Here is a 14,894-nt window from a genome sequence, read left to right as displayed (position 1 = left end):
TATGAAGAAGAAAGTATCTCATCATCAATTAAAATATTTCTTTATTGGTAGTTCTTTTATTATTTTTCTAGTTATTTTTATCATTACAAATGTTTTTTCTAGACAAATTACTGAAATGATTGAAAACAGTGAGTATAATCAATTAGCTGATACAACAGATATGATACGTCGACAAATTGATAATAAAATCATTGAAGATCTTTCATTTATGGAATCTTTTAGTCAAAAAGTTATTCAAAAAAAACATGATGCACAATCATTAGATATCTTTAATACAATGCGACAATTTCATGCGACATATTATGTTGATAAAAGTGGTCAAGGAATTGATAACAAAAATCAGAATTTTGATATCAGTGAATTACATATTGAAGAATTTGCTTTATCCAAGCAAAAAAGTGGAGTATCAGATTGTTTTCGTCAAGAAGATGGAAATATGTATGTAGTTTATCAAATGCCTCTTATTCAAGATAAAAAGTTGGTAGGAGCGATTTATTGTGAATGCAATATTCAAAAGTTTTATAAAGAAACGCTGTTTGCTTTTCATGATGGTGATGGGCGAGCTTATGTTGTTGATAATCGCGATGGGAGTTGGATTTTAAAAGGGCCAGCTTCACCTTTGATCAATTTATCAGAAAGTTCAATTTATCAAACATTATTAAATGCAGATAATTCACAAACTGTGGTTAAAGATTTAGCTAATGATTTCAAAGCTGGTCAAAAAGCTATCTATTCAGTCAATGGTAATCAACAATCTTTATATCTAGGTACTACCAAGTCATTAAATCATCCCCATTGGCAGTTTGTAACAATTATTTCTTCACATTCTTTAGAAGTCTTATCTTTACAAATTTCACATTTTTTATGGGGAATTAGAATTGCATCAATGCTTGGAATTATCATCTTAATTCTCATTATTTATCGTTATGCTCAAAAACGCGAAAAACAAAGAATTATGGAAGTTAAAGATCAATTAAAAGAATTAATTGGAAATCAAGATCACCAATTACAAATGATTTTTACCCATGAATATGATTTTGTTATGAAAGTTGATCTCAATACAATGACTTTAACTTATCATGTTTATACACCAACAGTTCAACTTTGGCAAAGTTTTCTATCACCAAAGTATGAAGAAACTTATCAAAACTTTAGAGCACGTATTTTCTTAGATGATTTAAAGGCTTTTGATGAAATTTGTGAACCATATCATTTAAAGAAATTGGCTTCTTTAAAAGAAGATGCTTATGTAGTCAGTTTTAGAATTAATGAAAATGGAGAAACATTATTTTTTGAATGTTATGTTATGTTTAATTTGTTTGGGGAAGAAAAGATTGCTTATTTTATGAATAAATTAAAATAGGGAAAGGGGAGATAAAATCATGGGAAGTTCTCAAAAGAAAAATATGATAACAAAAAAACCATTACGTTCTTATTATTTGGTTTTATCTCTTGTTGCAGTTATTGTTATTGTATTAGCTTCTTATTTTGTTGTTCATATTCGCCAAGTGACCTATCAACAAGGAGAACATTATCTGTTAGAAATTTCCCAAAGTATTGCTGATAAGATGAATTTAAATACCAATATAAGTTTATCTGAATTAAGAATTACAGCATCAAATTATATTGAAAGAAAAGAAGCTCATGGGAGCGTTGGAGATTTCTTACAAAAGCGTGGGGAAGCTTTAGATTTTTCGTTTTTATCATTCATGGATATGAACGGAAAATGTACAAATGATAAAGGTCAGGCTTTTAATTTTTCAAATGATGATATGATTATGGAAGTCTTAGAAGGTAAAGAAATCATTACTGATAGTATAGGATTAAAGTCTTATAATCAAGATGGTTTGATTTATGGGGTACCTGTTTATCAAAATGATAAAATTATTGGAGGAATTATAGCTTTAGAAAGTAAAGAATGGATTAATAGTTTATTGGCTGAAAATTATTTTGATGAGCAGGCTTATTTCCATGTTATTGAAAATGATGGAACATTTGTAATGAAGTCTAATAATGATAATGATTTAATGATTGGACATAACTTTTTCTATGAACTTTCTAATCAAAGTACATTAAGTCAAAAACAATTTCAAAATATTCATGATGCAATTGGAAAAGGACAAAGTGGCTCTTTTGTTTTTCATCAGAAAAATAATAAACAAAATACTCAACTTGTTTATTATGTTCCTTTATTAAAAGATATGTCTTTAATCTTTATGATTGATCAACATGTAGCGTTAGGTCCATTTCAAGATTTAGCATTTTATTCAACCATTATTTTACTTACAATTATTATTTTATTAACAGGAGTTTTATTGCTGGTATTTATTAATTATCGTAAAAATAATACACAGCTCTATGAAACAGCCTATGTTGATACTGTTACTCAAGGGTATAATCAAACACGTTTTCGTATTGAAGCTGGACAGCTCATTTCAACCCATCCACCTTTAACTTATACTTTTTTAATTCTTGATATAAGTCGTTTTAAATTAATTAATGATGCTTTTGGTTATCAGGGTGGAAATCGTTTATTGAAATATATTCATGATGTGATTAAAGCAAAATTAAAAGATGATGAAATGATTTGTCGTATTGCTGCTGATCAATTTGTTATTTTATTACATCGTCATGATGAAAGTTCAATTGTTGAATTATTAGATTCATCAATTTCACAAATGAATAATTTTAATAAAAAATTACAGGAAAAATATTTTTTAACCTTTACGATTGGTGCTTACATGATTGATGATCCAAATCTTTCAGTTGTCTTTATTCAAGACCGTGCCAATGTCGCAAGAAAAAGTAAAGCTTGTTCAAAAAATCATCCTTTCTATCGTTTGACTTTCTTTGCTCAAGCTGAACATCAGCGTATGTTAAAAGAAAAAGACATGGAGAATCGAATGGAAGAAGCTTTAACTAATCGTGAGTTTGTTGTTTACTTCCAACCAAAGATTGAACTCAAGAGTAATCGCTATGTAGGTGGTGAAGCCCTGGTTCGTTGGTTAAATCCACAAAAAGGCTTAATACCACCAGATGAGTTTATCCCTTTCTTTGAAGAAAATGGATTTATTATTAAATTAGATTTATATGTCTTTGAATGTGTATGTCAGCATATAAGAATTTGGCTTGATGCAAAATTAACGCCTGCTCCTATTTCGGTCAATCTATCCCGTGCTCATTTGAATAATCCACATTTTTTAGATAATTATATTTTGATTCAACAAAAATATAATGTGCCGCCTCATCTTATTGAAATAGAAATTACGGAATCATTATTATCAGAAAATTTAGAAACTGTAATCTGGGCTATTGATAAAATTCATAATGCTGGATTTACTTGTTCATTAGATGATTTTGGAAGTGGTTATTCATCACTGAATATGTTATCAAGCATTAATGTTGATGTTATTAAATTAGACCGGGCATTTTTCAAGAGTTTGGATATGGAAAATGATCGAGAACGTGCGATTATTGAAACTATCATTGATATGACAAAACGCTTAAAGATGCGTACTGTTTCTGAAGGGGTAGAGAGTGGATTACAGTTAGAATTTTTAAAAACAATTGATTGTGATATGGTGCAAGGTTATGTTGTTTCAAAACCTGTACCAGTGAATGAATTTGAAAAAATGATTTTTAAAGAGAGGGGATAGAAATGAGTTATTATGTTGTTGTTGAATCTTCACAGGTCTTGTTTCTATTGCCTTTAACAATTGTTGATATGATTGTTGATTGCGACTCTTTAGAAGATCAAAAAGTGATTGATTTATCAAGTCTTTTTCATAACGAACAAACCCAAGGAAGCTATGCCATATTAATCAAGGATCAGCAGTTAGCTTTGGTTGTTGATAAGGTTGAGGATGTTTTAGAAGTTTCACAAGAAAAAATCATCCCATTCAACCATATTGTCTTAAAGAAAAAGATACCATTTGTCCAAGGTGTGATTTCTCATCATGAACAATTATGTTTTGTTTTATTAGAAAGTGTTTTAGATGTTTTGATTAAAAATAAAGATGGATAGAGAGGGATAACATGATTCGAATTGATGAGAAATCTTTTCAAAGTATTGTGGAATATATGAAACAATCTTATGGATTAGATTTATCAAAGAAAAAAGTGTTGATAGAATGTCGGCTGACAAAGGTCTTACAAAATTTGAACATACCTAGTTTTGAAGCCTATGTTAAAATGCTTAATCAAGATCATAGTGGTCAATTGATTGAACAAATGGTAGATATATTAACAACACATTATACGTATTTTTTAAGGGAAAACGAGCATTTTCAATTATTAAAGAACAATCTTTTACCAGAATTTGTGGAAAAGAAAAAGAATGCAGTTTATAAAATATGGTGTGCCGGTTGTTCAACAGGCGAAGAAGCTTACTGTTTAGCTATGGTGATGGAAGATTATAAGAAACAGACAGGATTATCTTTAGATTACCAAATCCTAGCAACTGATATATCGGATAATGTTTTAGATATTGCAAGAAATGGTGAGTATTCCATTAAACAATTGTCAACAATTGAACCTTATTGGCAATTACAATATTGCTATGTTAAAAATAACACAACATTTTTTATAGATGATGATATTAGAAAACATATTACTTTTGATAAACATAATTTAATGGAACCATTAAAAATTAATCGTCAGTTTGATTTAATATTATGTCGAAATGTAATGATTTATTTTCATAAGGATATGCGTTATCAAATTGTGAAATCTTTAGAAAATCATTTATATAAAGATGGTTATTTAATGATTGGACATGCCGAAATGCTTTCTGTGAAGGAAACTCAATTAACTACAGTTTTTCCTTCAGTATATAAAAAGGAGATCAAATAAAAATGAAAAAGATTATGATTGTAGATGATTCAAAGTTTATGCGTACGATGATCAAAAATATTCTCCAAAATGAAGAATATGTATTTTGTGAAGCAAGTGATGGTATTGAAGCTCTTGCGATGTATCCAAATGAAAAACCTGATGTTGTTTTATTAGATATTACAATGCCACATATGTCAGGGATAGAGGTTTTGAAAAAATTAAAAGAAATTGATGCAGAAGTTAAAATCGTCATGTGTTCAGCAGTTGGACAGGAAAGTATTATTCGTGAAGCAGTTATCGAAGGAGCTATTGATTTTATTGTGAAACCATTTAAAGAAGATGTTTTAAAGAGAACAGTGTGTGCCATTGTATATGCTGATAAGGGGGGTATAGGTATGAGAAAGTATTTTGATAATATGAAAATTGGTAGGAAATTGATGGCTGTCTTTGTAGGAATTATCTTTTTATACAGTTTAACAGTAGGGGTTGCTATTTTTAATATTTATGGGTTATCTGATCGTATGACTGATTTATATGCAGGGCCTTTTTCTAATGTTGAAGATTCTTTTGAGATTAGTATGAATGTTCAAATTGTAGGAAGAAGCTTGGTTACTTTATCAAGTGGTGAAAAGAAGGATAACATTGATCAAGAAATTGAACAAATCAAAATAACTATTAATAATGTAGATGAAGGATTAGAACATTTAAAAACAGGCTATGTCACAAGTCCAGAAAAGGTTAGTGAATGTGTTCAAAAATTTAATTCTTTAAAAGTTCCTAGAGATAAAGTGATTCAGTTATTGGAAAATGGAAATCAAAAAGAAGCCTATGACACATATATTAATAAGTATGAACCACAAGCAAAAGTTGTTAGAAACCTTTTATCAGAAATTGTTGATGATTGTTTAACTGATGCTCAAGAAAAGATGGCATCAAGCCAAGATTTAAGTCAGCAAATTGTGATATTATTAGCAGTTCTATCAGTTATTTGTATTGTGACAACTATTGCATTATGGTTGATTATCACTAAGAGTATTGTTGATCCAATCCAACAAATTAAAGTTACAGCAAATGAGATTGCTAATGGGAATTTAAATGAAACATTAACTTATCATTCTGAAAATGAATTAGGTGAGTTAGCGGATGATATGCGTTCAACAGTTGTAACATTAAAAGAATATTTAAATGAAATTCAAAGTGTTTTAAAAGCTATTGGTAAAGGGCAATTAAATTATCAGCCAACGATTCAATTTAAAGGTGAATTTATTCAATTAAATATGGCTATGGAAGAAATCTCTGTGTTATTAAGAGATGCTATGCAACAAATTAATAGTTCAGCAGAACAAGTGACAAGTGGAGCTGAACAAGTTTCAAATGGTGCGCAAGTTTTAGCACAAGGTGCTTCGGAACAAGCTGGTTCAATTGAAGAACTCGCTGTTAGTATTAATGAAATTGCTGAATCTGTTCAAGCTAATGCTCAAAATGCTGTTGAATCTCGTGAGATTTCAACATTTGTAGGGGAACAAGTTGTTTCAAGTAATGATCAAATGAAACAACTATTAGAATCAATGAAACACTTAAAACAAAATTCTGGTGAAATCAATACAATTGTTAAAGAAATTGAAGAAATTGCTTTTCAAACAAATATCTTAGCCCTTAATGCTTCAGTAGAAGCTGCTAGAGCTGGTGAAGCAGGCAAAGGGTTCTCAGTTGTTGCTAGTGAAATTAGACGATTGGCAACAAAGACAAGCAATGCTTCTAAGTTAACATCTAATTTAATTGAAAAGAATAATGAAGCGGTTGAAGAAGGAATGGGTGCTGTTGATAAGACTGCTGAAAGTTTAAAAGTTTCAGTTGAAAATGTCTTACAAATGACAGAAAAGACAAATCTTATGTCAGAACTTTCCTTACAACAAAAAGATGCGATTGTCCAAATTAGAAAGAGTGTTGAATTAATTTCTGAAATTGTTCAAGGAAACTCAGCAACTTCTGAAGAAAGTGCTGCTGCCAGTGAAGAATTATCTGCCCAAGCTCAAATTTTAAAGAGTCTTGTTGAAAAATTTGAGATATAATGGTGAATGCTATGGAAGAAAATTTTCAAAACAATGAACTTATTAAAGATTTTTTACAAGAGGTAGGAAATATTGGGACAGGTAATGCAGTCACTGCTTTATCACAGTTTTTAAATGCTTCATTTCAGCTGGAATTATCAACCGTTCATTTTATGCATTATCAAGAGGTTTATCATTTTCTTGGCAAGGTTGATGCTTTACATGTTGGGGTCTTTGTTGAAGCAAGAGGTGAAATTTCTGGATTATTCTTGTTTTTGATTGATCAATTGTTAACTGAGAAAATTATCCAGACTCTGTTAGGAGAAGATGCTGATTTTAACAATTTAAATGAACTTGAAGAATCATTATTATGTGAGATGGGAAATATTGTTTGTAATGCTTATGCAACAGCTATGAATGGATTACTTAATAAAAGTATACAATGTCTTGTTCCACAATTATGTGTTGACATGGCAGGAGCTATCTTAAATGTTCCAATCTCACATTTTGCCTTTGATACTGATGATATTTTAATGATCGAAACAATTTTTAAACTAGGTGAAGAAAAATACAAGAGTCATATCTTATTCCTTCCTGATTATGATTTTATTCAAAACATTCCTAGATTTCTTGAATAACTTTTCATCATGAAAAAGATTATCGTTGGCATTGGGGAAGGAAAAATTGCCATCCAACAAGATATACTTGTATCCTATGCATTAGGGTCATGTATTGGGGTTTGTTTGTATGATGAAGCTAGGCAAGTTGCCGGTATGGCACATATCATTTTGCCACGCCATCCTAGTGGAGAGGTAAGGGAGAAATATAAATATGCAGATATTGGTGTTGTAACATTGTTAGAAGAAATGATTCATGCGGGAGCAAGAAGAAGATATATTGTGGCTAAAGTCGTTGGTGGAGCTGAAATGTTTCCATCAGTAAATCAACAATGGCAAATTGGAAAACAAAATATACAGATGGTTTTTGATATATTAAAACAGGAAAGAATACGTGTTATTGCAAAAGATGTTGGTAAAAATTATGGAAGAACAGTTACTTTTTATGCGTTTGATGGTCGTGTAGAAGTGCATTCTTTAAGAAATGATAAAGTCATATAAAGGTGGTGTGCATGTGATAAACAAACAAAAAATATTGATAGTAGATGATAGTTTAATGATTTGTCAAAGAGTTAAATCTGTTTTAAGTGTTTTACCAGCCACTATTTATGATGTTCACACAGGTAAAGATGCTTTAGACATGATTGTTAAAATTCATCCTGATTTAATTATATTAGATATCATTTTACCTGATATTGAAGGTTTTGATTTGATTTATAAAATTAAAGAAATTGATGAAAGTCATGCCAATATCGTCTTTTTAACTGCAAGAGATCAAAATTTAGATGTCATTAAGGGGTTATCATCAGGCGCTTACGATTACATCAAAAAACCATTTGTCGATGAAGAATTTTTAACCCGTATTCAAAACCAATTACTCATCAAAAAACAACGCGATGAACTCTGTGCTCAAAATGAGATTTTAAAAAGTAATATGGAAAAATTGAATTATATTGCTTATCGTGATAGTTTAACTGGACTATATAATCGTCGTTTTGTTACTGAGAATTTACCTAAAGAATTAGCAGAAAAAGAAAATGAAGCAACAAACCATTATTTTGTTTTGACAGATATTGATAACTTTAAAATTATTAATGATACATTTGGTCATGATGCAGGAGATAAGGTTTTAATTTGCTTTGCTGAAATATTAAATTCTTTTAAAGTGAAACATCGTGCTATTCGTTGGGGTGGAGAGGAATTCTTAATTATTTTATTTAATTTAACATTACAACAGGCAAAACAAATTGTTGAAGAAATTCGTGAAGAAATAGAAAGCTTTGAATTCGTTCATAAACAAAATACATTCCATTGTACAATGACTTTTGGTTTATATCCTTATAATCCAGCATTAGAAATTGATGAAAATGTCCATTGTGCTGATTTAGCTCTTTATCAAGGAAAAAGTCATGGTAAAAACTGTTGTGTTTGGTATCATGATGAAAAATAAGGATAAACAATATGGGATTCTTTGATAAAGAAACAAAGGGAATGTTAGAAGTTTATATGATTGAAACAAGCCAGTTGATTGAACAATTAAATGTTATATTATTAAATAGTGAAGAAAATCAATGTCTAAGTCTAGAAGATATTCAAAATATTTTTAGAATTATGCATACAATGAAAAGCTCATCAGCAATGATGGGATTAGAAGGGTTATCACAATTAACCCATAAAATGGAAGATATTTTCTCGGTTTATCGTGATTATGGACAAGATATCCAAATAGATGAAGCAGATTTATTTAATTTATTATTTGATGTCTTTGATTTTATTGAAAAAGAATTAGGCCTTATGAATGATGACAATTATATGCCGGTTTCTTGTGAAGCATTAATTGAAAAGGCCAAACAATATCATCAACGATTATTAAATAAACAAAATGTTGCGATTAAACAGGAAACTTTTGATGTTGAAAATTACTTTAAAGGTGACGGGAAAATTGTTAAGATTACATTTGAAAAAGAATACCGAATGGAAAATGTACGTGCTTTTATGCTAGTCCATCAAATTGAAAAGAAATGTCAATCTATTCAAAGCTATCCTGCTGATTTAGATGATAGCCAGAATGCTGACATTATACAAAAAGTTGGTTTTTATCTTTGCATAACAACAAGTGAATTTGATGAAGTTTTTAAAACATTAGAAAATGGTTTATTTGTATCTAAATGTGAAGAAATTACACGGCAAAGTAAAAATGTCAAAAATCAAACAACCTTAAAAACATCTCAAATTCAATTAAAAAAACTAGATACTCTAGAAAATATTTCTAATGAAATAATGATGAATGTTCAATATGTTAAAGATCACTTAAAAGAAATGGGAGTAGAAGATTTTGATGATAGTACTCTCTATCATCTAGAACAATTGTCAAAGCAGTTAGAAGAAACCATTATTCAAATGCGTCTTGTTCCCATCAAACAAATTGTTCCAAAATTGAAAAGAACACTTCGTGATATTTGTCAATCACAAAATAAAGATGTTGACTTTATTATTCATTGTGGTGAGATTGAAGCAGATCAAAAGATTGTAGAACATTTAAGTGAAGCTTTAATTCATATTTTACGTAATGCTGTTGATCATGGGATAGAAGATACTGCAAAACGTTTAGAAATCAATAAAAGTGAAAAAGGTCAAATTGTTTTTGATGTAGAAATACGGCGTGGAGAACTTTATATATCTATTAGTGATGATGGTAAAGGAATTGATGTTCAAAAGATTTATAAAATAGCTAGTGAATTATCTTTAACAGATAAACCAATTGAGGACTATACTCATTTTGAACTCTTGAATTTTATTTTAACACCAGGTTTTACAACCAATAAAGAAGTTACTCAATATTCAGGACGTGGCGTTGGTTTAGATGTTGTGGCACATATTTTAGAAGAAATTGGTGGTCATATCTATATTGAAAGTGAACTGAATAAGGGCTCTACTTTTATCTTAACATTACCATTATCCTTAACAACAATTGATTCAACTTGTTTTATACTAGGAGAATATCATTGTTCTATTCCTTCAAAATATGTAACTTATTTTCAAAATGCCCAACTTCAACAAGTTCAAGAAATTAATGGAAAAAAATACATTACATTAAATGAAGAATTGATTCCATTTTTAGATCTGTATTCTTATTATGAAGTTGAAAAACCTGATTTGAAGCAAGCTCTCCTTATTTATTTTAAAACTGCAACGCAACAAGGCTGCTTGCTGGTTGATCAAGTCGAATCAAATCAACGTTTAGTAATGAAACGTTTACCAGTTTTACTAGGAGGAGCTTATCGTAATTTAAGTGGAATTAGTGGGATTAGTTTATTGAGTAAGGCACATATTTGTTTGAATTTGGATGTAGAGATATTGATTGAAAAATGGAAGGCAGGGAAATTATAATGGATACATTGGAAAATGTTTTATGTTTACAAGGACAACAAAAGAATTATTTAGTGAAATTAAGTGATATGGTTGAAATATGTACACATGTTTCCATTTCAAAGATTCCATGTCTACCACTTTATTATTTAGGAATCTTTCATTATAAAGGGAATATTTTACCCGTCTTACAATTAGATGAAAATGTCTTTTCATTAACTGATACAACAATCTTAGTTGTTAAAAATGAAGATTGTTATTTTGGGATTCAAATTGGTCAAGAACCAGTATTAGAAAATATACAAAATATGACTTTTACAACAAATAAACAAGAATTTTTATCAGATATTTGGTATATTCAAAGTCTTTATCAATATGAAAATAAAATTTATTATTTTATAGATATTGAAAAAACAATCCAATTTTTAACAAGTGAAGAAATTATTTAAAAAACGTGAGAATCTCACGTTTTTATGCTTTACAAAAGACATCTTTTTCGATAATTTTTACTACATCTTCTAAAATCATTTGATCATTTAAGGTAAAACGATTATAAGAAGGAGAATCAATATCCAATACTCCAATGACTTCATCATCAACAATAATTGGAATGACAATCTCACTTAAACTTTCAGCATCACAGGCAATATGCCCAACAAATTGATGGACATCCAATACGCGAATTGTTTCTTTCCTTAAAGCTGCATTACCACAGACACCTTGTCCAAAAGGAATGCGAATACAAGCAACTTTTCCTTGAAAAGGACCTAAGACTAATTCTTTTTTAGGGTTATCTTTTTCCACTAAATAAAAACCAACCCAGTTGATATCATCAAAGTTTTGATTTAAAAAAGCTGATATATTTGCCAGATTAGCAATTATATTAGGTTCATCTTGAATAAGAAGATGGAGTTGTTCGAAAAATAAATGTTTATCCATTGCTTTCACCTCTTTTTTAGTATAACATACTTTTATGGGGTGATAGAAATGGAAAATAAAAAATTTGCAAGCTATGCGATGAATGAAAATCATCCAGATTATTCACTTGCGATTGCGCGAGTTGAAACACTTTATCAACGTCGTCATGATTTGCGTAGTGAATTTGGTCGAGATTATACAAGAATTATATTTTCACAAGCTTATCGACGTTTAAAACATAAAACACAAGTCTTTTTTGCGGTTGATGATGACCATGTTTGTACGCGTAGTGAACATGTCAATCTTGTTGAATCGGTATCTCATACGATTGCATGTGAACTTGGATTAAATACAGAGTTAACCAAAGCAATTGCGGTAGGTCATGATTTAGGGCATGCACCTTTTGGACATGGTGGAGAGACAATTTTAACTGAGATTGCTAAGGAACATCAATTAGAGCGTTTTTGGCATGAAAGAAATAGTTTACATTTTGTTGATGATATTGAATTACTAGAAGATAATAATCATTATCAACATAATTTAAATTTAACATATGCCATTCGTGATGGAATTATAGCTCATTGTGGAGAAATGAATCAAAAATATATTCAAAAAAGAAATGAATATATTGATTTAAAAGACTATCAATATGCTGGGGAATACAATCCTTGGACCTATGAAGGATGTGTTGTTAAAATCTCAGATAAGATTGCTTATTTAGCAAGAGATATTGAAGATGCTTTACGACTCGATGTTTTACAAGAAGAAAAGGTCAATGAATTAAAAGAAACTTTGAATCAGATGGGAGAATATCAATTTCAGGCTATTAATAATGGCTCAATTGTGAATTATTTTATTCATGATGTTATTGTGAATTCATCAGTTGAAAAAGGCATTGGTTTATCTGATGAAGCATTTAAAAAAATGCAAGCCATTATGAAATTTAATTATGAAAATATTTATTTAATTAAAAGAGTTCAAATTCATGAAAAATACGTTTCTTTAATTTTACACTCTTTGTTTGATTTCCTATATGATTATGGTAAAGAAGATTTGATTTTTGCTTTATATCGTGATCAGAACCAGTATCCAAAATTAATTAGTCACTATATTACTTGGCTTGATAAATATGCTTATATCGAAAATTATCCAAGAAAAAAAGAATACACAAACAAAATCGTTTATGATTTTGTCCATGATTCTCAAGCTTTAGAAAAAAGTATTTTAGATTATTTAGCAGGTATGAGTGATGTATTTTTAATTCAAGTTTTTAATGAATTAATTACATTTTAATGAAAATGCTTTTTACCTGTTATATGAATAATTTCTAATTCTAATATTTTCGTATTTTCAATTGCTTGTACAGTTAAATCCTTGGTAAAATCAGGGGTAAATCTTTTTAAGAAAGCTTCTAATAAAGCTTTCTTATTTTTTTTGACTTCTTTTAATATTCCATAAACAACCACACTGTTATGATTATTTGTAAATGCTTCCTGATGAATACCTAAATCTTCTACCACATGATAACAAGCCAATTGATTCAATCCTTTTAATTTATATCCTTGTTGTCCACAATGAAAATAAATATGTTGATCCACAACAAAATGATTTAAACTAACACAATATGGAATATCATTAGTAATAGCTAGACTACCATAATTCATATTATTTAAAATAGTCATACTTTCTTGATAGGTTAATAACTTACGTGGTTTTCGATAAACGGGTATAGGATAAATGAGATAATCGTGCTTAAAGAAATCTTGATAATTTGTATAGAGAATATTGTTTTTTTCAATGGGGTTTTCTTGATTTTTTAAAACAACGATATAATCATATAAACAATTTTTTAAATACTTTTTTGGATAAATATTGATTAATGTTTGAGAGTATTGGTTAATTAAATCTTCTTTCATTTGTTTTCGCGCTCCTTTTTCTTTATTTTAAAGCAAATAAGGGTACAAGTCTATTTTAATTTATGTTAAAATAGAAAACAATGAAGTGAGGTGTTATTATGCCAATAAAAATACCAGATAATTTACCGGCAGCGAAAATATTAAAAGATGAAAATATATTTATCATGAATGAAACACGTGCAACAACGCAAAAGATTAGACCTTTAAAATTATTGATTTTAAATATCATGCCAACAAAAATAGTTACAGAAACACAATTATTAAGATTGTTATCAAATACACCATTACAAACAGAAGTAGATTGGATTCATATGGCTAGTCATGATTCAAAAAATGTTTCTAAAGAGCATTTATTAGCTTTTTATAAGACTTTTGATGATATCAAAGATAACAAATATGATGGTTTGATTATTACTGGGGCACCTGTAGAAAAACTAGAATTTGAAGAAGTTGATTATTGGGATGAATTAACGCAATTGTTAGAATGGTCAAAAACGCATGTTTTTAGTAGTTTCTTTATTTGTTGGGCTGCACAAGCAAGTTTACATTATTTTTATGGGATATCGAAACATTTATTACCACATAAATTAACAGGAGTCTATCTTCATCATACAAATGTTGATAAAATGAAGCGCAAGATATTACGTGGTTTTGATTATCAGTTTTATGCACCACATTCACGCTATACAACAGTCTTAAAAGAAGAAATAGAACAAGTTAAAGATTTAGATGTTTTAGCTGAATCAAAAGAAGCAGGGGTGTATATTGTTGCTTCTAAAGATGGTTCAAGATTCTTTATTACTGGACATCCTGAATATGATCCAGATACTTTAGATAAAGAATATCGTAGAGATTTAGCAAATCCTGATATTGTGAGTGAAATGCCTAAGAATTATTATTTAAATGATGATATTGATAGTGAAATTCAAGTGAAATGGCGTTCTCATGCCTATTTGATATTTGCGAATTGGTTGAATTACTATGTTTACCAAGAAACGCCTTATGATTTAGAGGAGCTCAAAGAAAGATAAAAATTGGGCTCTTTTCTTTTTGTGATGAATATGTGATAAGATGAAATAAAAAAGTCGGATAAGATGTCAAGCAAATTTGAAAATGTCTCAAAAATCGTTAAACATTAGCACCAAAATTTCGGTGCTTTTGTTTTGCGAGATAATTTAGATAAGAAGCTT

The 14,894-nt window shown here is 29.3% G+C and carries 14 protein-coding genes; 12 read left to right on the top strand and 2 right to left on the bottom strand.

Annotation, left to right across the window (positions count from 1 at the left end):
• The first annotated feature begins 1 nt into the window (after window position 1).
• Genes EDD60_RS12720 through EDD60_RS12675 form a run of 10 tightly spaced genes read left to right on the top strand, consistent with a single transcriptional unit; the run spans window position 2 to window position 11,319 of the window.
• The gene (locus tag EDD60_RS12720) at window positions 2-1,363 is read left to right on the top strand and encodes a cache domain-containing protein (RefSeq protein WP_066443960.1); all 1,362 of its coding nucleotides are present in this window, start codon (window positions 2-4) and stop codon (window positions 1,361-1,363) included.
• A 19-nt stretch (window positions 1,364-1,382) separates the two neighbouring features.
• Window positions 1,383-3,656, top strand: coding sequence for a bifunctional diguanylate cyclase/phosphodiesterase (locus tag EDD60_RS12715; RefSeq protein ID WP_066443962.1), 2,274 nt, complete (start codon window positions 1,383-1,385; stop codon window positions 3,654-3,656).
• A 2-nt stretch (window positions 3,657-3,658) separates the two neighbouring features.
• A complete protein-coding gene (locus EDD60_RS12710; protein ID WP_066443966.1) occupies window positions 3,659-4,024 on the top strand; it encodes a chemotaxis protein CheW in 366 nt (121 codons plus the stop codon).
• A gap of 11 nt (window positions 4,025-4,035) precedes the next feature.
• Window positions 4,036-4,851: a CheR family methyltransferase gene (locus EDD60_RS12705; RefSeq protein ID WP_066443969.1), complete on the top strand. Its 816-nt coding sequence runs from the start codon at window positions 4,036-4,038 to the stop codon at window positions 4,849-4,851.
• Window positions 4,852-4,853: 2 nt separating this feature from the next.
• The gene (locus EDD60_RS12700; protein WP_132226481.1) at window positions 4,854-6,905 is read left to right on the top strand and encodes a methyl-accepting chemotaxis protein; all 2,052 of its coding nucleotides are present in this window, start codon (window positions 4,854-4,856) and stop codon (window positions 6,903-6,905) included.
• Window positions 6,906-6,916: 11 nt separating this feature from the next.
• Window positions 6,917-7,522 carry a chemotaxis protein CheC gene (locus EDD60_RS12695; RefSeq protein ID WP_165973151.1) on the top strand — a complete coding sequence of 202 codons (606 nt, stop codon included), beginning with the start codon at window positions 6,917-6,919 and terminating at the stop codon, window positions 7,520-7,522.
• Between the two features lie 9 nt (window positions 7,523-7,531).
• Window positions 7,532-8,002: a chemotaxis protein CheD gene (locus tag EDD60_RS12690; protein WP_066443980.1), complete on the top strand. Its 471-nt coding sequence runs from the start codon at window positions 7,532-7,534 to the stop codon at window positions 8,000-8,002.
• Window positions 8,003-8,015: 13 nt separating this feature from the next.
• A complete protein-coding gene (locus tag EDD60_RS12685) occupies window positions 8,016-8,951 on the top strand; it encodes a GGDEF domain-containing response regulator (RefSeq protein ID WP_207905359.1) in 936 nt (311 codons plus the stop codon).
• Window positions 8,952-8,962: 11 nt separating this feature from the next.
• Window positions 8,963-10,891, top strand: a complete 1,929-nt coding sequence (locus tag EDD60_RS12680) for a chemotaxis protein CheA (protein ID WP_132226480.1) — start codon at window positions 8,963-8,965, stop codon at window positions 10,889-10,891.
• On the top strand, window positions 10,891-11,319 hold the full coding sequence (locus tag EDD60_RS12675; protein ID WP_066443986.1) for a chemotaxis protein CheW: 429 nt from the start codon (window positions 10,891-10,893) through the stop codon (window positions 11,317-11,319). The genes EDD60_RS12680 and EDD60_RS12675 overlap by 1 nt, the downstream gene beginning before the upstream one ends.
• 22 nt (window positions 11,320-11,341) lie before the next feature.
• Here the strand turns inward: EDD60_RS12675 and EDD60_RS12670 are convergent, their stop codons facing one another.
• Window positions 11,342-11,809 carry a GAF domain-containing protein gene (locus tag EDD60_RS12670; RefSeq protein WP_066443992.1) on the bottom strand — a complete coding sequence of 156 codons (468 nt, stop codon included), beginning with the start codon at window positions 11,807-11,809 and terminating at the stop codon, window positions 11,342-11,344.
• 48 nt (window positions 11,810-11,857) lie between these two features.
• Between EDD60_RS12670 and EDD60_RS12665 the strand changes: the two genes are divergently transcribed.
• Window positions 11,858-13,081, top strand: a complete 1,224-nt coding sequence (locus EDD60_RS12665; RefSeq protein ID WP_066443994.1) for a deoxyguanosinetriphosphate triphosphohydrolase family protein — start codon at window positions 11,858-11,860, stop codon at window positions 13,079-13,081.
• Here EDD60_RS12665 and EDD60_RS12660 read toward each other — a convergent pair.
• Window positions 13,078-13,704 carry a pyridoxamine 5'-phosphate oxidase family protein gene (locus tag EDD60_RS12660; RefSeq protein ID WP_066443997.1) on the bottom strand — a complete coding sequence of 209 codons (627 nt, stop codon included), beginning with the start codon at window positions 13,702-13,704 and terminating at the stop codon, window positions 13,078-13,080. The two genes, EDD60_RS12665 and EDD60_RS12660, sit on opposite strands and share 4 nt — an antisense overlap.
• Before the next feature lie 98 nt (window positions 13,705-13,802).
• On the opposite strand from EDD60_RS12660, the gene metA reads away from it, so the two are divergent.
• Window positions 13,803-14,735 carry a homoserine O-acetyltransferase MetA gene (metA, locus tag EDD60_RS12655; protein ID WP_066444000.1) on the top strand — a complete coding sequence of 311 codons (933 nt, stop codon included), beginning with the start codon at window positions 13,803-13,805 and terminating at the stop codon, window positions 14,733-14,735.
• The last annotated feature ends 159 nt before the right edge of the window (window positions 14,736-14,894 follow it).

It is taken from the genome of Longibaculum muris (assembly GCF_004343035.1).
GTDB classification, from domain to species: domain Bacteria; phylum Bacillota_I; class Bacilli_A; order Erysipelotrichales; family Coprobacillaceae; genus Longibaculum; species Longibaculum muris.
This window is presented reverse-complemented; position numbering and strand designations above follow the sequence as displayed.

Coding starts and splice junctions, on each gene's coding strand:
- EDD60_RS12720 (WP_066443960.1), top strand. CDS start 2: ATGAAGAAGAAAGTATCTCATCATCAATTAAAATATTTCTTTATTGGT.
- EDD60_RS12715 (WP_066443962.1), top strand. CDS start 1,383: ATGGGAAGTTCTCAAAAGAAAAATATGATAACAAAAAAACCATTACGT.
- EDD60_RS12710 (WP_066443966.1), top strand. CDS start 3,659: ATGAGTTATTATGTTGTTGTTGAATCTTCACAGGTCTTGTTTCTATTG.
- EDD60_RS12705 (WP_066443969.1), top strand. CDS start 4,036: ATGATTCGAATTGATGAGAAATCTTTTCAAAGTATTGTGGAATATATG.
- EDD60_RS12700 (WP_132226481.1), top strand. CDS start 4,854: ATGAAAAAGATTATGATTGTAGATGATTCAAAGTTTATGCGTACGATG.
- EDD60_RS12695 (WP_165973151.1), top strand. CDS start 6,917: ATGGAAGAAAATTTTCAAAACAATGAACTTATTAAAGATTTTTTACAA.
- EDD60_RS12690 (WP_066443980.1), top strand. CDS start 7,532: ATGAAAAAGATTATCGTTGGCATTGGGGAAGGAAAAATTGCCATCCAA.
- EDD60_RS12680 (WP_132226480.1), top strand. CDS start 8,963: ATGGGATTCTTTGATAAAGAAACAAAGGGAATGTTAGAAGTTTATATG.
- EDD60_RS12675 (WP_066443986.1), top strand. CDS start 10,891: ATGGATACATTGGAAAATGTTTTATGTTTACAAGGACAACAAAAGAAT.
- EDD60_RS12670 (WP_066443992.1), bottom strand. CDS start 11,809: ATGGATAAACATTTATTTTTCGAACAACTCCATCTTCTTATTCAAGAT.
- EDD60_RS12665 (WP_066443994.1), top strand. CDS start 11,858: ATGGAAAATAAAAAATTTGCAAGCTATGCGATGAATGAAAATCATCCA.
- EDD60_RS12660 (WP_066443997.1), bottom strand. CDS start 13,704: ATGAAAGAAGATTTAATTAACCAATACTCTCAAACATTAATCAATATT.
- metA (WP_066444000.1), top strand. CDS start 13,803: ATGCCAATAAAAATACCAGATAATTTACCGGCAGCGAAAATATTAAAA.